The 20,280-nt window shown below is 65.1% G+C and carries 16 protein-coding genes; 8 read left to right on the top strand and 8 right to left on the bottom strand.

Features of this window, described 5'->3' with window-relative positions:
• Positions 1-147 precede the first annotated feature (147 nt).
• The 3 genes from B0I08_RS12130 to B0I08_RS12120 form a co-directional block, all read right to left on the bottom strand.
• The gene (locus B0I08_RS12130) at positions 148-1,395 is read right to left on the bottom strand and encodes a type II secretion system F family protein (protein WP_106213196.1); all 1,248 of its coding nucleotides are present in this window, start codon (positions 1,393-1,395) and stop codon (positions 148-150) included.
• Positions 1,392-2,999, bottom strand: a complete 1,608-nt coding sequence (locus B0I08_RS12125; RefSeq protein ID WP_281260214.1) for a PilT/PilU family type 4a pilus ATPase — start codon at positions 2,997-2,999, stop codon at positions 1,392-1,394. The genes B0I08_RS12130 and B0I08_RS12125 overlap by 4 nt, the downstream gene beginning before the upstream one ends.
• Positions 3,000-3,087: 88 nt before the next feature.
• Complete coding sequence (locus B0I08_RS12120; RefSeq protein ID WP_106213194.1) at positions 3,088-4,761, bottom strand: GspE/PulE family protein; 1,674 nt, start codon at positions 4,759-4,761, stop codon at positions 3,088-3,090.
• A gap of 723 nt (positions 4,762-5,484) precedes the next feature.
• Here B0I08_RS12120 and B0I08_RS12115 point away from each other — a divergent pair.
• Positions 5,485-5,856, top strand: coding sequence for a hypothetical protein (locus B0I08_RS12115; RefSeq protein WP_106213192.1), 372 nt, complete (start codon positions 5,485-5,487; stop codon positions 5,854-5,856).
• 92 nt (positions 5,857-5,948) lie between these two features.
• Here the strand turns inward: B0I08_RS12115 and B0I08_RS12110 are convergent, their stop codons facing one another.
• Both B0I08_RS12110 and rpoB read right to left on the bottom strand, forming a co-directional pair.
• Positions 5,949-9,830 carry a DNA-directed RNA polymerase subunit beta' gene (locus tag B0I08_RS12110; RefSeq protein WP_106213190.1) on the bottom strand — a complete coding sequence of 1,294 codons (3,882 nt, stop codon included), beginning with the start codon at positions 9,828-9,830 and terminating at the stop codon, positions 5,949-5,951.
• Positions 9,831-9,889: 59 nt separating this feature from the next.
• Positions 9,890-13,414, bottom strand: coding sequence for a DNA-directed RNA polymerase subunit beta (gene rpoB / locus B0I08_RS12105; RefSeq protein ID WP_106213188.1), 3,525 nt, complete (start codon positions 13,412-13,414; stop codon positions 9,890-9,892).
• 295 nt (positions 13,415-13,709) lie between these two features.
• On the opposite strand from rpoB, the gene B0I08_RS12100 reads away from it, so the two are divergent.
• The 5 genes from B0I08_RS12100 (at position 13,710) to B0I08_RS12080 (ending at position 17,730) form a co-directional block, all read left to right on the top strand.
• Positions 13,710-14,573 carry a spermidine synthase gene (locus B0I08_RS12100; protein WP_106213186.1) on the top strand — a complete coding sequence of 288 codons (864 nt, stop codon included), beginning with the start codon at positions 13,710-13,712 and terminating at the stop codon, positions 14,571-14,573.
• Positions 14,574-15,009: 436 nt separating this feature from the next.
• Positions 15,010-15,237 (top strand): sigma factor-like helix-turn-helix DNA-binding protein, encoded by a 228-nt coding sequence (locus B0I08_RS12095; RefSeq protein WP_181243399.1) that lies wholly within the window; start codon positions 15,010-15,012, stop codon positions 15,235-15,237.
• A 191-nt stretch (positions 15,238-15,428) separates the two neighbouring features.
• A complete protein-coding gene (locus B0I08_RS12090; protein WP_245884784.1) occupies positions 15,429-16,691 on the top strand; it encodes a PQQ-dependent sugar dehydrogenase in 1,263 nt (420 codons plus the stop codon).
• A 10-nt stretch (positions 16,692-16,701) separates the two neighbouring features.
• Positions 16,702-17,223, top strand: a complete 522-nt coding sequence (locus tag B0I08_RS12085; protein WP_106213180.1) for a hypothetical protein — start codon at positions 16,702-16,704, stop codon at positions 17,221-17,223.
• A 9-nt stretch (positions 17,224-17,232) separates the two neighbouring features.
• A complete protein-coding gene (locus B0I08_RS12080; RefSeq protein ID WP_106213178.1) occupies positions 17,233-17,730 on the top strand; it encodes a SprT-like domain-containing protein in 498 nt (165 codons plus the stop codon).
• Between the two features lie 46 nt (positions 17,731-17,776).
• Here B0I08_RS12080 and B0I08_RS12075 read toward each other — a convergent pair whose 3' ends face one another.
• The gene (locus B0I08_RS12075; protein ID WP_106213527.1) at positions 17,777-18,196 is read right to left on the bottom strand and encodes an SRPBCC domain-containing protein; all 420 of its coding nucleotides are present in this window, start codon (positions 18,194-18,196) and stop codon (positions 17,777-17,779) included.
• A gap of 21 nt (positions 18,197-18,217) precedes the next feature.
• On the opposite strand from B0I08_RS12075, the gene B0I08_RS12070 reads away from it, so the two are divergent.
• Positions 18,218-18,808, top strand: coding sequence for a CGNR zinc finger domain-containing protein (locus B0I08_RS12070; protein WP_219905660.1), 591 nt, complete (start codon positions 18,218-18,220; stop codon positions 18,806-18,808).
• Between the two features lie 159 nt (positions 18,809-18,967).
• Here B0I08_RS12070 and B0I08_RS17895 read toward each other — a convergent pair whose 3' ends face one another.
• A complete protein-coding gene (locus B0I08_RS17895; RefSeq protein WP_219905659.1) occupies positions 18,968-19,606 on the bottom strand; it encodes a hypothetical protein in 639 nt (212 codons plus the stop codon).
• Here B0I08_RS17895 and B0I08_RS18310 point away from each other — a divergent pair.
• Positions 19,533-19,943 carry a pentapeptide repeat-containing protein gene (locus B0I08_RS18310; RefSeq protein WP_425432998.1) on the top strand — a complete coding sequence of 137 codons (411 nt, stop codon included), beginning with the start codon at positions 19,533-19,535 and terminating at the stop codon, positions 19,941-19,943. The two genes, B0I08_RS17895 and B0I08_RS18310, sit on opposite strands and share 74 nt — an antisense overlap.
• Here the strand turns inward: B0I08_RS18310 and B0I08_RS12060 are convergent.
• Positions 19,927-20,229 (bottom strand): DUF427 domain-containing protein, encoded by a 303-nt coding sequence (locus B0I08_RS12060; protein WP_106213174.1) that lies wholly within the window; start codon positions 20,227-20,229, stop codon positions 19,927-19,929. The two genes, B0I08_RS18310 and B0I08_RS12060, sit on opposite strands and share 17 nt — an antisense overlap.
• Between the last annotated feature and the right edge of the window lie 51 nt (positions 20,230-20,280).

The raw sequence follows: 20,280 nt of genomic DNA, 5'->3' as shown, positions 1-20,280 counted from the left end.
GGTGAGTGCGTGGAACACGATGTTTCTGTACGATCTGCAGCTTTGCCGCCCCCACAATTGGGGTGAATCCTCGGTTTCCGCGCCCCAGAAGTGGGGGCAACCCCGAAAACAAAAGCCCAGATCAGCGCACACTTACACGAGAGAGCGCTAGCGGATCTGATCGAAGATCGAAAAGATCGGCAGGTAGAGGGCAACGATCATCCCGCCGATCACTACGCCGACCGAGGCGATCATGATGGGCTCGATGAGGGCCGTGAGCTGGGATGTCGTCGCCTCGACCTCCTGGTCGTAGAAGGCACTGATTTTGTCGAGCATTGGCTCAAGCGCCCCGGCATCCTCCCCGACCGCGATCATCTGCGTCACCATCGCGGGAAAGACCGGTTCCTCGGCGAGCGGGGCCGCGATGCTCCTGCCGTGGCGCACCGATTCCTGAACGGTGAACAGGGCGCGCTCGACGACCCAGTTGCCCGAGGTCGCGCCCACGATGCCGAGCGCCTTCAGGATCGGCACACCCGCGCCGATCATTGTCGCGAAGTTGCGCGAGAACCGCGCGATCGCGACCTTCTGCAGCAGCGGCCCGAACACGGGCAGTTTGAGCAGCAGCGGATCGAGCACCTGGCGCACCCGTTCCTCGTGACGATGGCGGCGCCACCAGATCCCGCCCACGATGGCGAGCACGAGTAGTACGGGGGCAACCCACGCCATCACATCCGACAGCGCCACCAGCACCAGCGTCGGAAGCGGGAGTTCGCTGTCGAAGTCCGCGAACATCTGCTCAAACACCGGAACGATGAACAGCAGCATCCCGATCACCGCGAGGATGGCCATCACGAATACGACCACCGGGTAGGTCAGCGCGCTCCTGATGGTGCCGCGCAGCTTCACCTCGGACTCGTAGTTGTTCGCGACGGCGTCGAGCGCCCGCTCCAGAAATCCCGACGTCTCCCCCGTGCGCACGAGATTCAGCATCAGGGGTGGAAAATCGCGGGGGTGTTTGGCCAGGGCATCGGACAGCGACATCCCCCCTTCGACATCACCGCGCACCGTGCGCAGCACCCCCGCGAGCTTCGGATTCTCGGTCTGCTCGGCGAGGATGCTGAGGGTGCGCAGCAGCGTGATGCCCGAGGAGATCATCGTGGCCAGCTGCCTGCTCATCACGGCCAGGTCGGCGAGGCTGATGCGCTTCTCGAGGCCGGGAATCGAGATGTCGCGGTTCAGCCCGGTTGCCGCGGATGCAACAGTGATCGCGGACGGCGAGATTCCCTGCGCCCGCAGCCGCGCGGTCACGGTCGCCTCGGTGCGCGCCTCGATGCGCCCCCGTACGGCTTTGCCGGACGAGTCTGTGCCTTTGTATGCCCAGCTCTGCAGGGGATCGACCGCGCCCACCGCGCTCATCTGGTCGGACCAGCCGTGGAGAACGTGTCGCCGAAGTCCACGCCCCCGACCGCGAGGGGAGGGGCGCTCCCGGCCGGTTCCTCGCGTTCGATCAGCTGGCGGAGCCCGCCGACGTCCTGCGCCTTCTCGTAGGCGGTGGCGTGGGTGATGGTTCCGAGGTTTACCAGCTCGGCCAGCCGCTGATCGGCCGTGTGCATACCCAGCTCGCGCCCGGCCTGCATCGCCGACCGGATCTGGTGGGTGCGCCCGTCGCGGATCAGGTTCGCGATCGCCGGGGTGGTGACGAGCACTTCTGTGGCGACCACCCTGCCCTCGCCGTCCGAGCGTCGCAGCAGCATCTGGCAGACGACGCCCTGCAGTGTCGCGGCCAGTTGCGCGCGCACCTGCGCCTGTTGGAATGATGGAAACACGTCGATGATGCGATCGATCGACTGCGCAGCATCCTGCGTGTGAAGGGTTGCAAAAACGAGGTGACCCGTCTCCGCCGCGGTCAACGCCACCGAGATGGTCTCGAGGTCGCGCAGTTCGCCGATGAGGATGACGTCCGGGTCCTGCCGCAGCACGTGCCGGAGCGCGGCGGCGAAACTGTGGGTGTCGGAACCGACCTCGCGCTGGTTGACCAGCGACCGCTTGTTGCTGTGGAGAAACTCGATCGGGTCCTCGACGGTGACGATGTGGTCGGCCCGGGTGCGGTTGACCAGGTCGATGAGGGCGGCGAGAGTGGTCGACTTGCCCGAACCGGTGGGTCCCGTCACCAGCACCAGTCCGCGCGGGAGGGCGGCAAACCGGCCGATCGTGTCGGGAACGCCGAGTTCCTCGAGCGGCTTGATCCGGGTGGGCACAAGCCGGAACGCTGCCCCGATCGCGCCGCGCTGCTGGTAGAAGTTCACCCGGAAGCGCGCGCCCGTCGGCAGCGTCAGCGCGATGTCCAGCTCGAGAACGTCGGCGAAAGCATCCCGCTGCGCCGGCGTCAGCACACTGAGCAGGGCCGCCCGCACCTTCTCGCGCGACCACACGGCGCTCCCCTCAACCTGCCGCAGCCTGCCGTCGACGCGGAGGGTCGGCCCGGCGTTGCCCGTGATGTGCAGGTCGGATCCGCCCACTTCAACGACCTGCGCCAGCGCGCGCAGCAGGTCGGCGTCTGCTCCATCAGGGACGGTGGATGCCGCGGCCGCCGGCTCCCCTTCGCCCTCCACGGTCCCGGTCGAGAGTGCCTCCGGCGTACGGAGCCCCACCTCGAGCACCGCGGTGCGCGGCGCGGTGGCGAGTCGGGGCAGGCCGGCTGGTCGCGGCGCGGGGGTTGGAGCGAGAGGTGATGGAGCGGCAGGTGTTGGAGCGACAGGGGTTGGAGCGACAGGGAGCTGGGCGACAGGTGTTGCCAGCTCGCCCGCCGCGTTGAGGCCGAACATGCCCGGGCCTGATGCGGGCAGCTCCGACGGCTTGGGAGCGAGCTGCCACGCGTCCACCGCGGACGGCTCGGGCGCGATTTCCCGCGGGATCGGCGGGATCGTGCGCGAGATGTCCTGGTGTTCCGCGAACGGGAGTGCCGCCCGGCGCAGGCTTGCCCGCGTCGGGTAGCTGTTGTCTGAGGTCAGAGTATTCATTCGGGGTTCCCCTCGGGTGTCACGGTGGGCGGAACGATGGACGGCACGGCGGGCGGAGCGATGGGCGGTGCAAAGGGCCGTGCGGGCATCACGCGACGACCCGCAAAATTTCTTCGACCGAAATGAGCCCGGCGGCGGCCTTCGCCCAGCCATCCTGACGCAGGGTGCTCATCCCCTGGCGGCGGGCAACCCGGGCGATCTCGGCGCTCGAAGCGCGCTGTGCGGCGAGTCGCTCGATGTCTTCGCTCACGCTCATGACCTCGTGCAGCGCAATGCGTCCGCGATACCCGGTGTGGGAACAGTGGGCGCATCCCACCGGAGCAAACAACGTGACATCCGCCTGCTCAGCATCAAATCCGAGATCGAGCGATCGAAGGTAGTCCGCTCCGTGCTCGGCCGGGATGCGGCACCGGTCGCACAACCGCCGGGCGAGCCGCTGCGCCACAACGCAGTCGAGGGCAGAGCCGACCAAAAACGGCTCGATCCCCATCTCAGTGAGCCGGGTTATCGCGCTCGGAGCATCGTTGGTGTGCAGGGTCGACAGCACGAGGTGTCCGGTGAGCGACGCCTCGATCGCGATCTGTGCGGTCTCGAAGTCGCGGATCTCGCCGAGCAGCACCACATCGGGATCCGACCGCAGAATCGAGCGGAGGGCGCTCGCGAAGGTGAGACCCGCTTTCGGGTTCACCTGCACCTGGTTGACGCCATCCATCCGGTATTCCACCGGATCTTCGACGGTGATGACGTTGATCTCGGGCCGCGCGACGGCGTGCAGGGTGGTGTACAGGGTCGTCGACTTGCCGGACCCGGTGGGGCCGGTCACCAGGATCATTCCGTACGGCTTGCTGTACGAGGCGCGGAACACCCGCAGGTTGCGCTCGCGCAGGTGCAGCTCGCTCATCCCCATCGCCGTGTTGTTGTTGTCGAGGATGCGCAGCACGATCTTCTCGCCATGGATGGTGGGCAGAGTCGCCACGCGGAGGTCGATCGTACGGCCGTCATGGGTCACCGACATCCGCCCATCTTGCGCCCGGCGCCGCTCGGCGATATCGATGTCGGCCATGATCTTCAGTCGCGAGATGATGCCGGCCTGAATGCCCTTCGGCGCGGTCTGCATCTCGTGCAGCACGCCGTCAATGCGGTAGCGCACGCGCAGCTGACGCTCGCCCGGCTCGATGTGAATGTCGGAGGCGAGGTCCTGAATAGCCTGGCTGATCAGCAGGTTCACGAAACGCACGATCGGGGCGTCTTCCCCGGCGGATGCTGCGTCGACACTGTCTGGACGATCCTCGCCCGACGCGCTCTCCTCGGCCAGCGCGGTAGTCAGGGAGGTGAGCTCACCGTCCGCGCGGTGGTAGCGGTCGATGGCGGCGTGCAGGTCGGCCCTGTCGACGGCGGCGACCCGCACCCGCAGGCGGGATGTCGCGCGCACATCGTCCAGCGCGACGACGTCACCCGGGTCTGCCATTGCAACCAGCACCGTGTCTCCCTTGCGCGATATGGGCAGCACCTCGTGCCGACGACACAGGGCCGCCGGCACGAGGGCTATGGCAGAGGAATCAACCGGGTAGTCCAGCAGCTCCACAAACGGAAAGCCGGCCTGGGCAGCGCGCGCAGACGCCAGCTGGGGAGCCGAGACGAGGCCTGCCGCGACTAGGGCACGGACAGTCTCCTCATCGTCTCCCCGCAGCGCCGCGCCGCGACCGAGCTTCTCGATCGACACGACACCGCGCATCATCAAAATCTCCGTCAGCGACGCCATGCGGTTCACACCTCTGCTGTGTGGGGTATTCGGGTTGCCCCACGAGCACACGGTAGAACGGGCGCAAATTGCGGCCTATCCCCTCGAACGCGGGGTTGCGGCCCGGTCCCCGCAACAGGTAGACGACTCGGACTGCCCCCGGCCGCGGGGGCAGAACTCGGGGGTATGCCACCAGCACCCCGCACGGAGGTCTCGTTGCGCGCCGGTGCTCCGCGGGGGCACGCGGCGGAGGCGCACGGCAGTCGTTCGCGACGCCCCGAGTGGCAACCACGCCACCGCGCTGTACCCCGATTCTGCCGATGCTCTACTTCCGGACGCCCACCTCGGGCGCCGCCGTTCAGCGCTCCGCGCGGGTGTCAGGTCGTAGCCACCTCGGGCGGACGTACCCCGTTCGCCACCTGAGGAGCCGCGCCCGTAAAACTGCATGCTGACCAGCACTTTTGCGCTACCGATAATGACAACCGTGTAACTACGGCGCTGTAATTGCGCTTGATCCGGGAGACAGCCACCCCGACCAAGCGCCCCACCGTTACCCCTGTTCGCGGGGTGCCCGCAGCCGACCGATTTTTGCCGGCACCGCTGAAGTGACGGGGATTCACGAAAGAATGTTGTCAGCGAGGGCCCAGCACCGGCTTGAACGACCTCGGGATCGCCCATGACCGCCTCCCGTCGCCGCTCCTCCCGGCGTAAGCTGCTGATTTCCCCTACCGCAAGGAACTCTGAATGACCGAATATGAGCTTCTGGGCCTCTGGGCCAAGGCGCGCTTGCACATCATTGTCAGCCAGCTGGCCCCGACCTTCCTTCTGATCGTGACCGTGGCGTTGCTTTTCGCCGGCCTTGATGAAGCGTCTGTGGCGGTGCGGGTGGCGACGGCAGGCATTCTGCTTGCCTCCGGCGTTCTAGGCGCGGTTGCCCAGATCTCCGCGGCGAACGAAGCGATCGCGGTTGCCGATGACCTCAGCTCCGTGTCGTCCGTCGGCGCTGTCACCCGGCGGATCGTCGCTCAGCGGCCCTGGGTCAACGTGGTGCGATTCGTGTCGCCCACGATCTTCGTCGTGATCTATCTGGCACTGCTGTTGGCGCTGTTTATCTAACTCGAAACGTTATCTAACTCGAACGGCTGACGAACCCAGAACGGCCCGCCACCGTGAGGTGGCGGGCCGTTCTGGCGCTACGCGGGAGCTACTTAGTTGTAGGTACCCGGGGTGTAGTCATCCGAGCTGAAGCTGTCGAAGTCGACGAAGCTCAGGTCGGACTCGCTGAATACCGACTCATCCGTGAAGATGCGGTTCGGGTAACGCTCGGCCTTGGCCTCGTCCGTTGCCTCGACGCTGACGTCGCGGTACTTGGCAAGACCGGTTCCGGCCGGGATCAGCTTTCCGATGATGACGTTCTCCTTGAGACCCATCAGCGGGTCGGACTTGCCCTCCATGGCCGCCTGCGTCAGAACGCGGGTGGTTTCCTGGAACGACGCGGCCGACAGCCACGACTCGGTTGCCAGCGATGCCTTGGTGATACCCATGACCTCCTGGCGAGCCGATGCCGTCTGCTTTCCCTCGGTGAGGGTTGCACGGTTGATCTCGTTGTAACGCAGGCGGTCAACAACCTCACCGGGCAGCAGGTCGGTGTCACCGTGGTCAACCACGGTTACCTTCCGCAGCATCTGGCGAACGATGACCTCGATGTGCTTATCGTGAATCGGCACACCCTGCGAGCGGTAAACGCCCTGCACACCATCGACGAGGTGCAGCTGAACGGCACGGACACCCTTGACGCGAAGAACTTCCTTCGGGTCGAGGTTACCGATGTGCAGCTGCGTGCCGAGCTCGACGTGCTGGCCATCCTCGATGAGGAGGGTTGCACGCTTGAGCACCGGGTACGCGATGGGCTCGTCACCGTTGTCGGGGGTCAGGACGAGCTTGCGGCTACGGTCCGTGTCCTCGATGGTGATGCGACCAGCGGCCTCGGCGATCGGGGACGCACCCTTGGGGGTACGAGCCTCGAACAGCTCGGTGACGCGGGGCAGACCCTGGGTGATGTCATCAGCCGATGCGATACCACCCGTGTGGAAGGTACGCATGGTCAGCTGGGTTCCGGGCTCACCGATCGACTGTGCGGCGATGATGCCGACGGCCTCTCCGATGTCCACGAGCAGACCGGTCGCGAGCGAACGGCCGTAGCAGACCGCACACACACCGACGGCCGACTCACAGGTCAGAACCGAACGCACCTTGATGTTGTTCACACCAGCAGCGAGAAGCTGCTCGATCAGAACGTCACCGACGTCGGAACCCGCCGCGGCAACAACGTTGCCAGCAGCGTCGACCGCGTCAGCCGCGAGGCTGCGAGCGTAGACCGAGTTCTCAACGTTGCTGTCACGAACCCAGTTGCCTGCGGCGTCCTGGATAGCGATCGGCATGTCGAGACCGCGGCTCGTGCCACAGTCGTCCTCGCGGATGATGACATCCTGCGAAACGTCGACGAGTCGACGCGTTAGGTATCCGGAGTCAGCCGTGCGAAGCGCGGTGTCGGCCAGACCCTTACGGGCACCGTGGGTGGAGATGAAGTACTCGGCTACAGACAGACCCTCGCGGTAGCTGTTGACGATCGGGCGAGGAATGATCTCACCCTTCGGGTTCGACACCAGTCCACGCATACCGGCAATCTGGCGGATCTGCATCCAGTTACCACGAGCACCGGACGAAACCATGCGGAAGATGTTGTTGTCGGTGGGGAGGTTGTCCTCCATCGCCTTTGCAACTTCTGCCGTGGCCTTGTTCCAGATCTCGATGAGCTCCTGGCGACGCTCGGCCTCGGTGGTCAGACCCTTTTCGAACTGGTCTTGAACCTTGGAAGCCTGCTTCTCGTAACCCTGGATGATCTCGCGCTTGTTCGGCGGGGTCAGGATGTCGGAGAGTGCAACGGTAACACCCGAGCGAGCTGCCCAGTGGAAACCGGCGTCCTTGATGCGGTCGAGTGCTGCAGCGACCTCCACCTTCGGGTACCGCTCCGCGAGGTCGTTGACGATCGCGGAGAGCTGGCCCTTGTCGGCCAGTGCTTCGATGTACGGGTAGTCGACCGGAAGGGTCTCGTTGAACAGTGCGCGGCCCAGCGTGGTGTTCATCAGGACGGTGTCGCCCTGCGTGAACGCCTCGGGAGCTTCGCCCTCGGCGAACCAGATGTTCTCCAGGCGGATGCGAATCTTCGCGTTCAGGTCCAGAGACTTCTGGTCGAACGCGAGGATGGCCTCCGCAATGGAGGTGAACGCGCGGCCTTCGCCTGCGACACCTTCCTTGAGCGTGGTCAGGTGGTGCAGACCAATGATCATGTCCTGGGTAGGCAGGGTCACCGGACGTCCATCGGACGGCTTGAGGATGTTGTTCGACGCGAGCATCAGGATGCGGGCCTCGGCCTGCGCCTCGACGGACAGCGGCAGGTGAACTGCCATCTGGTCACCGTCGAAGTCGGCGTTGAACGCGGCACACACCAGCGGGTGAAGCTGAATGGCCTTACCTTCAACGAGCTGAGGCTCGAACGCCTGGATACCCAGACGGTGAAGGGTGGGTGCACGGTTCAGCAGCACGGGGCGCTCGCGGATGATCTCCTCGAGGACGTCCCACACCTGCGGGCGGCTACGCTCCACCATCCGCTTGGCGCTCTTGATGTTCTGCGCGTGGCTGAGGTCGATGAGGCGCTTGATGACGAACGGCTTGAAGAGCTCCAGGGCCATCTGCTTGGGCAGACCACACTGGTGCAGCTTCAGCTGCGGGCCAACGATGATGACGGAACGACCGGAGTAGTCCACGCGCTTTCCGAGCAGGTTCTGGCGGAAACGACCCTGCTTACCCTTGAGCATGTCGCTCAGGGACTTGAGGGCGCGGTTACCAGTACCCGTGACGGGGCGGCCACGACGACCGTTGTCGAACAGCGCGTCAACAGCTTCCTGCAGCATGCGCTTCTCGTTGTTCACGATGATCTCGGGCGCACCGAGGTCAAGCAGGCGGCGGAGGCGGTTGTTGCGGTTGATCACACGACGGTAGAGGTCGTTCAGGTCGCTGGTCGCGAAGCGGCCACCGTCCAGCTGAACCATCGGGCGAAGCTCCGGAGGAATAACCGGAACAACCTCGAGCACCATCGCGGCCGGCGAGTTGCCGGTCTGGAGGAACGAGTTCACCACGCGCAGGCGCTTGATGGCACGGATCTTCTTCTGGCCCTTGCCGTTGGCGATCTGGTCGTGGAGCAATTCGCTCTCCGCGGCCAGGTCGAACGCCTGGAGGCGCTTCTGGATCGACTCCGCGCCCATGAAGGCCTCGAAGTAGGTTCCGAAGCGGTCCTGGAGGTCGTGGAAGACGGCATCCTCGGGCTTGAGGTCGCCAACCTTGAGGCTGCGGAAGTCATCCCACACACGCTCAAGCTGGGCGATCTGCTCGTCGAAGGACTTGCGGGCCTGGCCCATTTCCTTCTCGGCGCCATCCTTGGCACGGCGCTTCTGGTCGCTCTTCGCGCCCTCAGCCTCCAGTGCCGCGAGGTCTTCCTCGAGCTTGGCCAGACGGTCGGCAATACGCGAGTCGCGCTGGCCTTCCAGGGTCTTGATCTCGAGACGAAGCTCGTTCTCAAGGCCCGGCATGTCCTCGTGACGTGCATCCACGTCGACCGAGATGATCATGTACGCAGCGAAGTAGATGACCTTCTCGAGGTCCTTCGGGGCCATGTCCAGCAGGTAGCCGAGACGGCTGGGCACACCCTTGAAGTACCAGATGTGCGTAACCGGAGCGGCGAGCTCGATGTGACCCATGCGCTCGCGGCGGACGGAGGACTTGGTGACCTCCACGCCACAGCGCTCACAAACGATGCCTTTGAAGCGCACTCGCTTGTACTTGCCACACGAGCACTCCCAGTCGCGAGACGGGCCGAAGATCTGTTCGCCGAACAGGCCGTCCTTCTCGGGCTTGAGGGTGCGGTAGTTGATGGTTTCGGGCTTCTTTACCTCACCGTGCGACCAACGACGGATGTCGTCGGCCGTAGCGAGGCCAATCTTGATTTCGTCAAACGCGTGAACGTCGAGCAATGTTTTCTTCTCTCCTTGGAAAACGAAAAGTCTTACGGCTGAGGCCTAGACCGCGAGGTCTAGATCTCGTCAATCGACGAGGACTCAAACCGAGTGGAGATGTTGATGCCGAGTTCTTCCGCAGCACGGAAGACCTCGTCATCCGTGTCGCGCAGATTGACAGTTGAACCGTCGGCCGAGAGAACCTCGACGTTCAGGCACAGGGACTGCATCTCCTTGATGAGGACCTTGAAGCTTTCCGGAATACCAGGCTCCTGGATGTTCTCGCCCTTGACGATCGCCTCGTAGACCTTGACGCGGCCGAGGATGTCGTCGGACTTGATCGTCAGGAGCTCCTGCAGTGCGTAAGCGGCGCCATAGGCCTCGAGAGCCCAGACCTCCATCTCACCGAAGCGCTGTCCACCGAACTGCGCCTTACCACCGAGGGGCTGCTGCGTGATCATCGAGTACGGACCCGTCGAGCGTGCGTGAATCTTGTCGTCGACAAGGTGGTGCAGCTTGAGGATGTACATGTAACCCACGGAGACCGGAGCCGGGAACGGCTCGCCGGAGCGGCCGTCGAACAGCTGGGCCTTACCGGAGGATCCGATGAGACGGTCGCCGTCACGGGTGACGGTGGTCGAGTCAAGCAGACCGGCGATTTCCTCTTCGAGGGCACCGTCGAACACAGGAGTCGCAACCTTGGTTCCGGGAGCGGCGCTGTGCGCGTCGGCGGGGAGACGACCAGCCCACTTGGGCTTGCCTTCCACCTGCCAGCCCTGCTTCGCGATCCAACCGAGGTGCGTTTCGAGCACCTGGCCGAAGTTCATGCGACCGGGGATACCGAGCGGGTTGAGGATGATGTCGACAGGGGTTCCGTCCGCGAGGAACGGCATGTCCTCGACGGGCAGGATCTTGGAGATAACACCCTTGTTGCCGTGACGACCCGCGAGCTTGTCACCAGCGGTGATCTTGCGCTTCTGGGCAATGTAGACAACAACGCGCTGGTTGACGCCGGATCCGAGTTCGTCGTCGTTGTCGGCGCTGAACTCCTTGACGGCGATGACCGTTCCCTGCTCACCGTGCGGAACCTTCAGCGAGGTGTCGCGAACTTCGCGGCTCTTCTCGTTGAAGATGGCGCGCAGCAGGCGCTCCTCTGCGGACAGCTCGGTCTCGCCCTTCGGCGTGACCTTTCCGACCAGGATGTCGCCGGGGCGAACCTCTGCACCGATACGGATGATTCCACGCTCGTCGAGGTCGGCCAGGAGTTCCGGGCTGACGTTCGGGAGGTCGCGGGTGATCTCTTCCTTACCGAGCTTCGTGTCGCGGGCGTCGACCTCGTACTCTTCGATGTGAATCGAGGAGAGGGTGTCGTCCTTCACCAGGTTCTGGCTCAGGATCATCGCGTCCTCGAAGTTGTAGCCCTCCCACGGCATGAATGCCACGAGAAGGTTCTTTCCGAGGGCGAGTTCGCCGTTCTCCGTCGAGGGGCCGTCGGCCAGCACCTGGCCGGCTTCGACACGCTCGCCGGCGCTGACGATCACGCGCTGGTTGTAGCTGTTGCCCTGGTTCGAGCGGGTGAACTTGTTGAGGAAGTACTGGTCCGTGCCACCCTCGTCAGTCATGACCGACACAACGTCGGCCGAGACCTCGGAGACAACACCGGCGCGAGAAGCCGTGGTGACTTCTCCGGCGTCGATTGCGGCGTAGCCCTCCATACCGGTTCCGACGAGCGGGCTCTCGCTGCGCAGCAGCGGGACAGCCTGGCGCTGCATGTTCGCACCCATGAGGGCGCGGTTCGCATCGTCGTGCTCGAGGAAGGGGATGAGGGATGTCGCTACGGATACCATCTGGCGCGGCGAGACATCCATGTAACCGATGGTCTCGGTCGGGATGAGGTCTACCTCGCCACCCTTCTTACGTGCAAGCACGCGAGGGTCAGCGAAGCGCGCGTCGGCCGTCAGCGGGGCGTTTGCCTGGGCGACGATGAAGTCGTCCTCTTCGCTTGCGGTCAGGTAGTCGATCGTGGCGGTGACCACACCGTCGACAACGCGACGGTAGGGGGTCTCGATGAAACCGAACGCGTTGATGCGTGCGAACGATGCCAGCGAACCGATCAGACCAATGTTGGGGCCCTCAGGAGTTTCAATGGGGCACATGCGGCCGTAGTGCGACGGGTGAACGTCTCGCACCTCGACACCGGCGCGCTCACGGGACAGACCACCGGGGCCAAGCGCAGACAGGCGGCGCTTGTGGGTGAGACCCGACAACGGGTTGTTCTGGTCCATGAACTGCGACAGCTGCGACGTACCGAAGAACTCCTTGATCGCCGCGACGACGGGGCGCACGTTGATCAGGGTCTGCGGGGTGATCGCTTCGATGTCCTGCGTGGTCATGCGCTCGCGCACGACGCGCTCCATGCGGGACAGACCGGTGCGAACCTGGTTCTGGATCAGCTCGCCGACCGCGCGGATGCGACGGTTACCGAAGTGGTCGATGTCGTCCACGTCGAGGCGGACGTCAACAGCCTTGCCCTCGCGAACACCCTTGATGGTCGAGGTGGCCGAATCGACAACCGTGACGTAGGGGGAGGTCGAGTCGTGCAGCGCAACCATGTACTTGATCGTCGCGAGGATGTCCTCGAGGGTCAGTACCGAGTTCTTCAACGGAGCATCGATGCCGAGCTTGCGGTTGATCTTGTAGCGACCAACCTTCGCGAGGTCGTAGCGCTTGGAGTTGAAGTAGAAGTTGTCGAGGAGCGCGCGGGCGGCCTCAGCGGCGACCTGCTCTCCAGGACGGAGCTTGCGGTAGATGTCCTTGAGCGCCTCTTCCTTGGTAAGGATGGAATCCTTCTCCAGGGTGAGAGCGATCGACGGGAACCCGGCGAACTCCTCGAGGATCTGCTCGCTGGTTAGACCGAGCGCCTTGAGGAAGACCGTGACGGACTGCTTGCGCTTGCGGTCGATGCGAACGCCGACCTGGTCGCGCTTGTCGATCTCGAACTCGAGCCAGGCACCGCGGCTCGGGATGATGCGAGCGGAGTAGATGTCCTTGTCGGACAGTTTCTCGGGGGTGCGGTCGAAGTAGACACCGGGCGAACGAACGAGCTGCGAGACAACAACGCGCTCGGTGCCGTTCACAATGAACGTACCCTTCTGCGTCATCAGCGGGAAGTCGCCCATGAATACCGTCTGGGTCTTGATCTCACCGGTGAGGTGGTTCATGAACTCGGCGTTGACGTACAGGGGAGCAGCAAAAGTCTTGCCGCGCTCCTTGCACTCCTCGATGGAGTACTTCGGCTCTTCGAGCTCGGGGCCCGTGAACGACAGTTGCATCGTCTCGCCGAGGTCCTCGATCGGCGAGATCTCCTCGAAGATCTCGTCGAGGCCGCTGCGGGTAGGCAGGTCGGTGCGGCCCTGGGCCTCACCCTCCGCTACGCGCTGCTTCCAGATGTCGTTGCCAACGAGCCAGTCGAAGCTCTCGGTCTGCAATGCGAGCAGATCGGGAACGGTCAGGGTGTCAGTGATCTTTGCGAAGGACAGCCGCGATGCGTTGCGGCCGTTCTTCGGGGATGAGTTGGTGGTTGCGTTGCGCGCAGCAGCCAAGGAAATAACCTCCGTGGGCCCCGTCGGGCCATTACTGTCGGTGTTGTGAGATTTGCCCACCAGAGTCTCGACGATTTCTAATCGATGGAGATCTACCCCGCCGCTATACTCGGGGCGCGCCTGCTGTCCACAATATGACGGCATAGGTTGTCTGGGAGCGCAAAGAATAAGTATAGGATCCCGCGGCCACTTCTGGCAAGTTGTTTCTTGACCGATTTGCGACAATCGGCTATAAGGGCCGGGATGGCGTCGGCCCGAGGCATCCGCTCGCACAGATTTGTGGCAGTGTCAGAGCATGGAACACCCCTCGACTACCCTGAAACACAGCGGTTTTCTTGCCGTCATCGAGCCGGACCGCTGGGTCCCTGGCGCGTTCACGCTGGTCGTCGACGGAACTCCCCAATCGCACGTCAACGTCGAGGACCCGACCGAGCTGTTTTTTGAGTACGTGCAGCGCATCGGTCACGTCATCGACCAGATCGGCATGCCCGGCGAGCCGATCACGGCGGTGCACCTCGGCGCCGGCGCCTTCACACTCCCCCGCTATGTCGAGGCCACCCGTCCGGGCTCGCGCCAGCAGGTCGTCGAACTCGAGAGCGACCTGGTCGACCTCGTGCGCGCCTCGTTGCCGCTGCCCAAGACAGCCCAGATCCGGGTGCGCCACGGCGACGCCCGCGAGGTGCTCGCGAAGTTTCCCGCCGGGCTCCGTGGAACGGTTGACCTGCTCGTCGTCGACGTCTTCTCCGGCGCGCGCACACCCGCCCACGTCACAAGCCTCGAGTTCTACACGGAGGCCGCGACCCTGCTCAAGCCCGGCGGCATCATCGCGGTGAACGTCGCAGACGGCCCGGGGCTCGCGTTCGCGCGGGCGCAGGCCGCCACGCTTCTTGAGGCGATGCAGGATGTCGCGGCGCTGGCCGAAACGCAGATCCTCAAGGGTCGCCGTTTCGGCAACGTCGTGATGGTGGGCTCACAGGAGCCGCTGCCGCTCGACTGGATGCCGCGACTGCTCGCCGGTGGCCCGCACCCGTCGAAGGTCGTGACCGGGCGGGAGCTGCGCGAGTGGATCGCCGGGGCCAGCGTCGTGACCGATACGACGGCCACACCGTCACCGCTACCGTCGCGGGGTATCTTCCAGGTCAAGCCCGGGCGCGACTGAGGCAGGAGCGCGGGGCGACTGACGCGGGCGTACGGGGCGACGCGGCCGGGCGACGCGGCCGGGCGACGCGGCCGGGGCGACGCGGGCCAGATCAGGCCCTCGGAGAAGGACGTTTCCACGTCACGCTCGCATTCTTCGTAGATCTGTACTAAAGTAGTGCCTCGGCGCCTGAAGCTTCATCCAGGCCCAAGCGCTTGATGGCCCCAGCCGTCCACCGCAGTTCGTCTTCCCACGACGTCTGCGCCGCTCCTACCCGGAGCATCGTTCACCCGTTTGGGTGAGCAGTTCCGCTGCCCTGATCCACGGCCGGAACCGAACCACATTCGCCCGAGGCAATCCCGGGCGTCCACATACGCTGCTGAAATTTGGCGCGCGCGATGCCGCGCCGCACATTCATAGTCACATCCAGAAAGTTCGCTTCACCATGCACTCCGCAATGATCACCACAGCCACTACCCCCACCATCGACATCAACCTCGACCACGCCACCGACGCCCTCGACTCGCTCGACGCCGAGCTGCGCCAGTCGATCCACCTGGCCTTCTACTCGGGATTCAGCACGAACCAGGTCGCGAACCTCCTCGGCGTCAGCGTCGAGACCGCCGAGACGCGCCTTTCGAACGGGCTCGTCAGCCTGCGCGAGGCCCTCGCTTCCGCCGCCTGATCCTTCCGCGGCGGTTGCCAGCGCTCTTGCCCGGTAAGTGCCTCCGCTCTCGCCCGCCAGGCGCCGGTGGCGGCAGCGCGTCCGTAAACTCAGGACTTCAGCAGGCGCCACCCACCCGAAAGCCCAGACATCCGTGGGTGCCGTGCGACAGAATGAGACGACTTCCTGAATCACCGACACGGGAGGCCCCTGTGGCATCTTCGCAAGCCCGCCTCCGCCGCTCCCGATCGCTGCGCGCCACCGTCGTGCCTGCTTCCGCGGGTTTCGTCGCCGCGGTCCTGACGCTGTCGGGGTGCACCACCGGCGTTCCGCTCGACCCCGCGCCGGTGCCGTCCATTTCGGCACCGCCCGCTTCATCCCCGTCCGCTTCATCCCCTCCCGCAGCGCCCCCGACAAACGGCGCGACGCCCGCCCAACCGGCCGCCCCGGCCTCCCCCGCCGGGCCCGTTCAGCCCGAGGGTGAGCCGCGCGTCGTCGCGACCGAGCTCAACCTTCCGTGGTCGCTCGTGCGGCTCGACACCGGCGCGACCCTCGTCAGCGAACGCGATACGGCGATCGTGAAAGAGGTATCCGACGCGGGCGTTGTCCGCGACGTGGGCCTGGTCAACGGGGTCATCCCTGGAGGCGAGGGTGGCTTGCTCGGCCTGACCGTGTGGACAGAGGCATCCGACACCCCTGACGCCCCGCCGATGCGCTGGCTGTACGCGTATCTCACGTCCCAAATAGACAATCGTGTGGTGCGGATGCCGCTGCTCGGCGCCGCGGGAACCCACAGTCTCGGTGCCCCAGAAACGATCCTCAGCGGCATCCCGAAGGCGGGCAACCACAACGGTGGTCGCATCAAGTTCGGCCCGGACGGCGCGCTGTACATCACCGCCGGCGACGCCGGCGTGCGCGACAGCTCGCAGAACCTCGACGAACTGGGCGGAAAGATCCTCCGTGTTGCTGCGGACGGCAGCGTGCCGGCCGACAACCCGTTCCCGGGCAGCCCGGTCTATTCGTACGGCCATCGCAACCCGCAGGGGATCGCGTGGGACCGTGACGGAAACCTCTGGGCGTCCGAGTTCGGACAGAACACCTGGGACGAACTCAACCTGATCGAACCCGGCATCAACTACGGGTGGCCGGTCGTCGAAGGGATCGGCTCCGATTCGCGCTTCCGCAACCCGGTGCACCAGTGGTCGACCGACGAGGCCAGCCCGAGCGGCCTGCTCTGGACCCGGGACACTTTGTTCCTCGCCGCGCTCCGCGGTGAGCGACTCTGGTCGATCGCGCCGACTCCCGAGGCCGTCACCACCACCTCTTTCTTCGCTGGGCAATTCGGGCGAATGCGGGATGTCATCGAGGGACCGAACGACACTCTGTGGATACTTACTAACAACACGGGTCGCGCTCCACGCGACGGGGACGACAAGATTCTCGAGGTGCGTGTAGGCGCCCTCAACAAGGGCTGACTAGATAAAAATGAGCATCATCCTCGGGTACGACCCCACCACACTCCGCGAGCGCGTTGACCTCGCCGCCGCCACCCGCCGGCTCGACGAGCTCGGCGACCAGCGCAGCCTGTCCGCCATCACCGAGCGCGCGGCGCTGCTCCGCCTGGTCGGGCGACTCGACGAAGCATGGGACTCCTCCAACGAGGCCCTCCGCCTCGCGCGATTCGCCGGCGAACGCACGCAGATCACCCGTGCGCGCGTGCGCCGCGCGGTCGTGCAGCAGTACCAGGGACGCCTGGTGGACGCGCTGCGCGAGCTCAGCGACTGCGTCGACGAGGCGCGCACCCACGGCTGGACGAGCGTGGAGGCCTATGCGCTTCAGCACCGCGGCCGCGTCTTCTTCGACCAGCAGGACTACAGCTCGGCGCTGCTGGACTTTCGCACGTCGCTGCTGCTGCGTAAAAAGATCAACTCCTCCACAGAGCAGATCGAAGCCGTGACTATCGCCATTGCGGTCGCCGAGACGTTTGTTGACGGCGCCGCTTCGTAGTCTTATCTGGTGGCTGATTTAGACCGAGTACGCACCTGGGGCACTGCCCTGATCACGATGCACCTCAACCCGGAGGAGTGGTCCTTCGGGTTCGACAATGCGAAAAAGCGCGCGGGCCAGTGCAACTGGTCGACCAAGCGAATTACGGTGTCGCGGTATCTGGCCGCCACGGCCGAAGACGACGACATCCACCAGGTTCTGTTGCACGAGGTGGCCCATGCGATGGCCGGCAACGCGGCCGGGCACGGGCCGCGCTGGAAGGAGACGGCCGCGAGCATCGGCTACGTCGGAACGCGCCTCTACCCCGGGGCGATAGCCAACGAGCTGGCGCCGTGGGTGGGCACCTGCCCCGCGGGCCACGTGCACTACCGGCACAGACGTCCGGCCCAGATCATGGCCTGCGGCAAGTGCTCGCGGCGCTTCGACCCGGCCCACGTGCTGGTGTGGGAGAACCGGGTGATTCCGCCCGCGGTGCGCCGCTCGGCGCGCTCGGCGCGCGCCAGCTGATGACGGGTGGCCAGGAGCACTTCGGTGACTAGAAGCGCGTCGGCGCCTAGGAGCGCTTCGTAACCTCGAGGAGCCCGTGCTGGAGTCGGTCGAGCACCTCTTTCCAGTGGGTCAGCATGATCTTGCGCTCGTCGCGGTTGGCCAGGCGCTCCTGCTCAAAGCCGATAGTCGTGCCGATCGGCGTCGTCTTCACGGTGACGTGAAGGACGGAATCGTGATCCCACTCGCCGGGCTGCCAGGTCATCCGGATGCGGGACTTGTCACTCACGCTGATGATGTGACCGCTGATGTCATCATCCGTCTCGTACCTCGCGCCTTTTTCGAGCGAAAGACGCGTGTTGCCCAGCCAGATGTCCAGGCCCTTGCCGAGAAGAAAGACCCACACAACGTCGAGCGGAGCGTCGACCGTTTTACGGACACCCACGTCCCAGCCGGCGTCCTTGGTCTGTCCATTCGTGTTGTTCATGTAACCGACTATATTGGTTACGTGACCCAGGCCAAACCAACCGGACAGTGGTTCGTCGCCTCAGACGGCACTCGCTGGTGGTTCGATTCCGGGTCCGTCGCGTTCGACTTTGCCTACACCGGCGGCTTTGCTGCTCGATGGGAATCGCTTCACACCCCGGGCGACCTGGGCCAGTGGCTCGCCGGGCGTTTTCCCGAGGTGGGCGGCGAGATATCGGAGGGCGATCTGGTCGACGCAAAGGCACTGCGCGACACTCTGGCCCGAATGGCCACGGCCGTGAGCCGGGCGGAGCCCCTGGCTTCGGGCGACGTTGACATGCTCAACCTGTTTGCCGCGACACCCGACATCCCACCGCCTGCACTGTTGGGTGGCTTACGCCGCGCGGGGCGCACCTCCGCGCGCGCGGGCCAGGCACTGTCGGCGATGGCACGCGAGGCCGTCGAGCTGTTCTCCGTGGCGCAGGATCGCATCCGCGAGTGCAGTGCAGCCGACTGCGGCCTGATTTTTTACGACGAGTCGCGCTCGAACAATCGCCGGTGGTGCTCGATGCAGCGCTGCGGCAATCGCGCGAAGGTGCGGGCCCACCGCATTCGCTCGGCGTCCCGGGTCTGAGCCTGAGGCTGCGGGTGCGGGTGCGGCTGCGGGTTCGGCGGCGGGTTCGGCGGCGGCTACGGCCACGGCTCCGGCGACGGCCACGGCTCCGGCTCCGGCTACTTTTGTGACCCCGGGCGCGGCGGATCATGCATGTGCGATGGCGGCAGGGGCAGCGCGTCACCGAAGGCCGGCGGGTTGAGCGCGATCTCGATGGCCTGCTCGCGGGTGACTGCCCGGAAAGTTGAACCAGGTAAACCGGCCCGTGGGGTCATCCGGTGTCTGGGGAAGCTCGATACGGGATCGGCGCAGCACCTCGGCCACCAGCCGTGCAGGCTCGGTGGGCCGGGTCTGGCCGTAGCTTGCTCGCACGACGTACGAGGCGAACCCGCGATGGACAACTTCCGACCCGACTCGAAGTGTGCCTGGTCCGAACTGCAGCGTGATGGTGCGCGACTTCTTCGTCTCGGTCACCAGCAGCCTCGCCCAACGGATCTCGCTCATGGGCAGGGTGCGGCGCCCACGTCGGACTTCGCTCGTGTCGAAGTTCACCCGGGGAACCGGCTTGAAGCGATACCAGGCGAAAACAGCGAGCAGTCCGCCCGCCAAGCAACCCGCCCAGGCGAGAAACCTTGCCGTGATCGGGAGTCCGTCCGTGACGATATTCGACGCATTGCCGAATATTACGACCCAGATAACGAGCCACGAGCCGGTAGCCACAAACTCGGTCACCCAGTCGTTTCGGATGAGGGTTACCCAGCCTGACGGAAGGCCGTCCGTGCGCCCATCTTTGTCGGGCACCACTGCGTCGGGCGCCACTTTGTCAGGCGCCACTTTGTCAGGCGCCACATTGTCAGGCGCCACTTTGTCAGGCGCCTTGTGCGTCGGGTCGTCGGCTGGCCGTTCCGGCGAAGGTGACCCGTCGCCATTCACGTTCATACTCCCGAAAGATACTCACGTGTGGCCGGCACGTCCAGCCCCAGCCAGGGAACGTCCAGCCCGAGCCAGGCAAGGTCCAGCTCGAGCCAGGAATACCGCGGGGCCGGGACGCGCACCCCAGGTGTCTCAGCGACAGCGACGGGGCCGACGGACGACGGACGACGGCCAGCGGCCAGCGGACGACGACCGAACGCGAGCTGTTACTCGACGACCTTGACCTCTTTCCAGAACGCAACGTAGTTGCTGTAGTCCATGCCGACGCGGTCGAACGAGGCTGGGTACGGAGTCGGGTAGCTGAAGGCCCGGTCCTGAAGCAGCTGGTCGCCGTTCTTGACGCTGAAGTACTGGCACTCGCCCTTCCACGCACAGGTGTACGGGGTGGCGCTCGGGGTCAGAAGGTCGGCGTTGACGCTCGACGGTGGGAAGTACCAGTTGCCCTCGATTGAAACGAGGTCTTCCTGCGGAGAGTCAGCCAGGACCAGGTCGCCGAGTAGTGCCTTCATAGTTCCTCCAACGGATCAATGCGGTGCAGATGGATGTCACGTGCTGGGGTG

The organism is Glaciihabitans tibetensis (assembly GCF_003003265.1).
Taxonomy (GTDB): Bacteria; Actinomycetota; Actinomycetes; order Actinomycetales; family Microbacteriaceae; genus Glaciihabitans; species Glaciihabitans tibetensis.
Note: the sequence above shows the minus strand (reverse complement) of the source record. Positions and strands in the feature narration are given on the sequence as shown.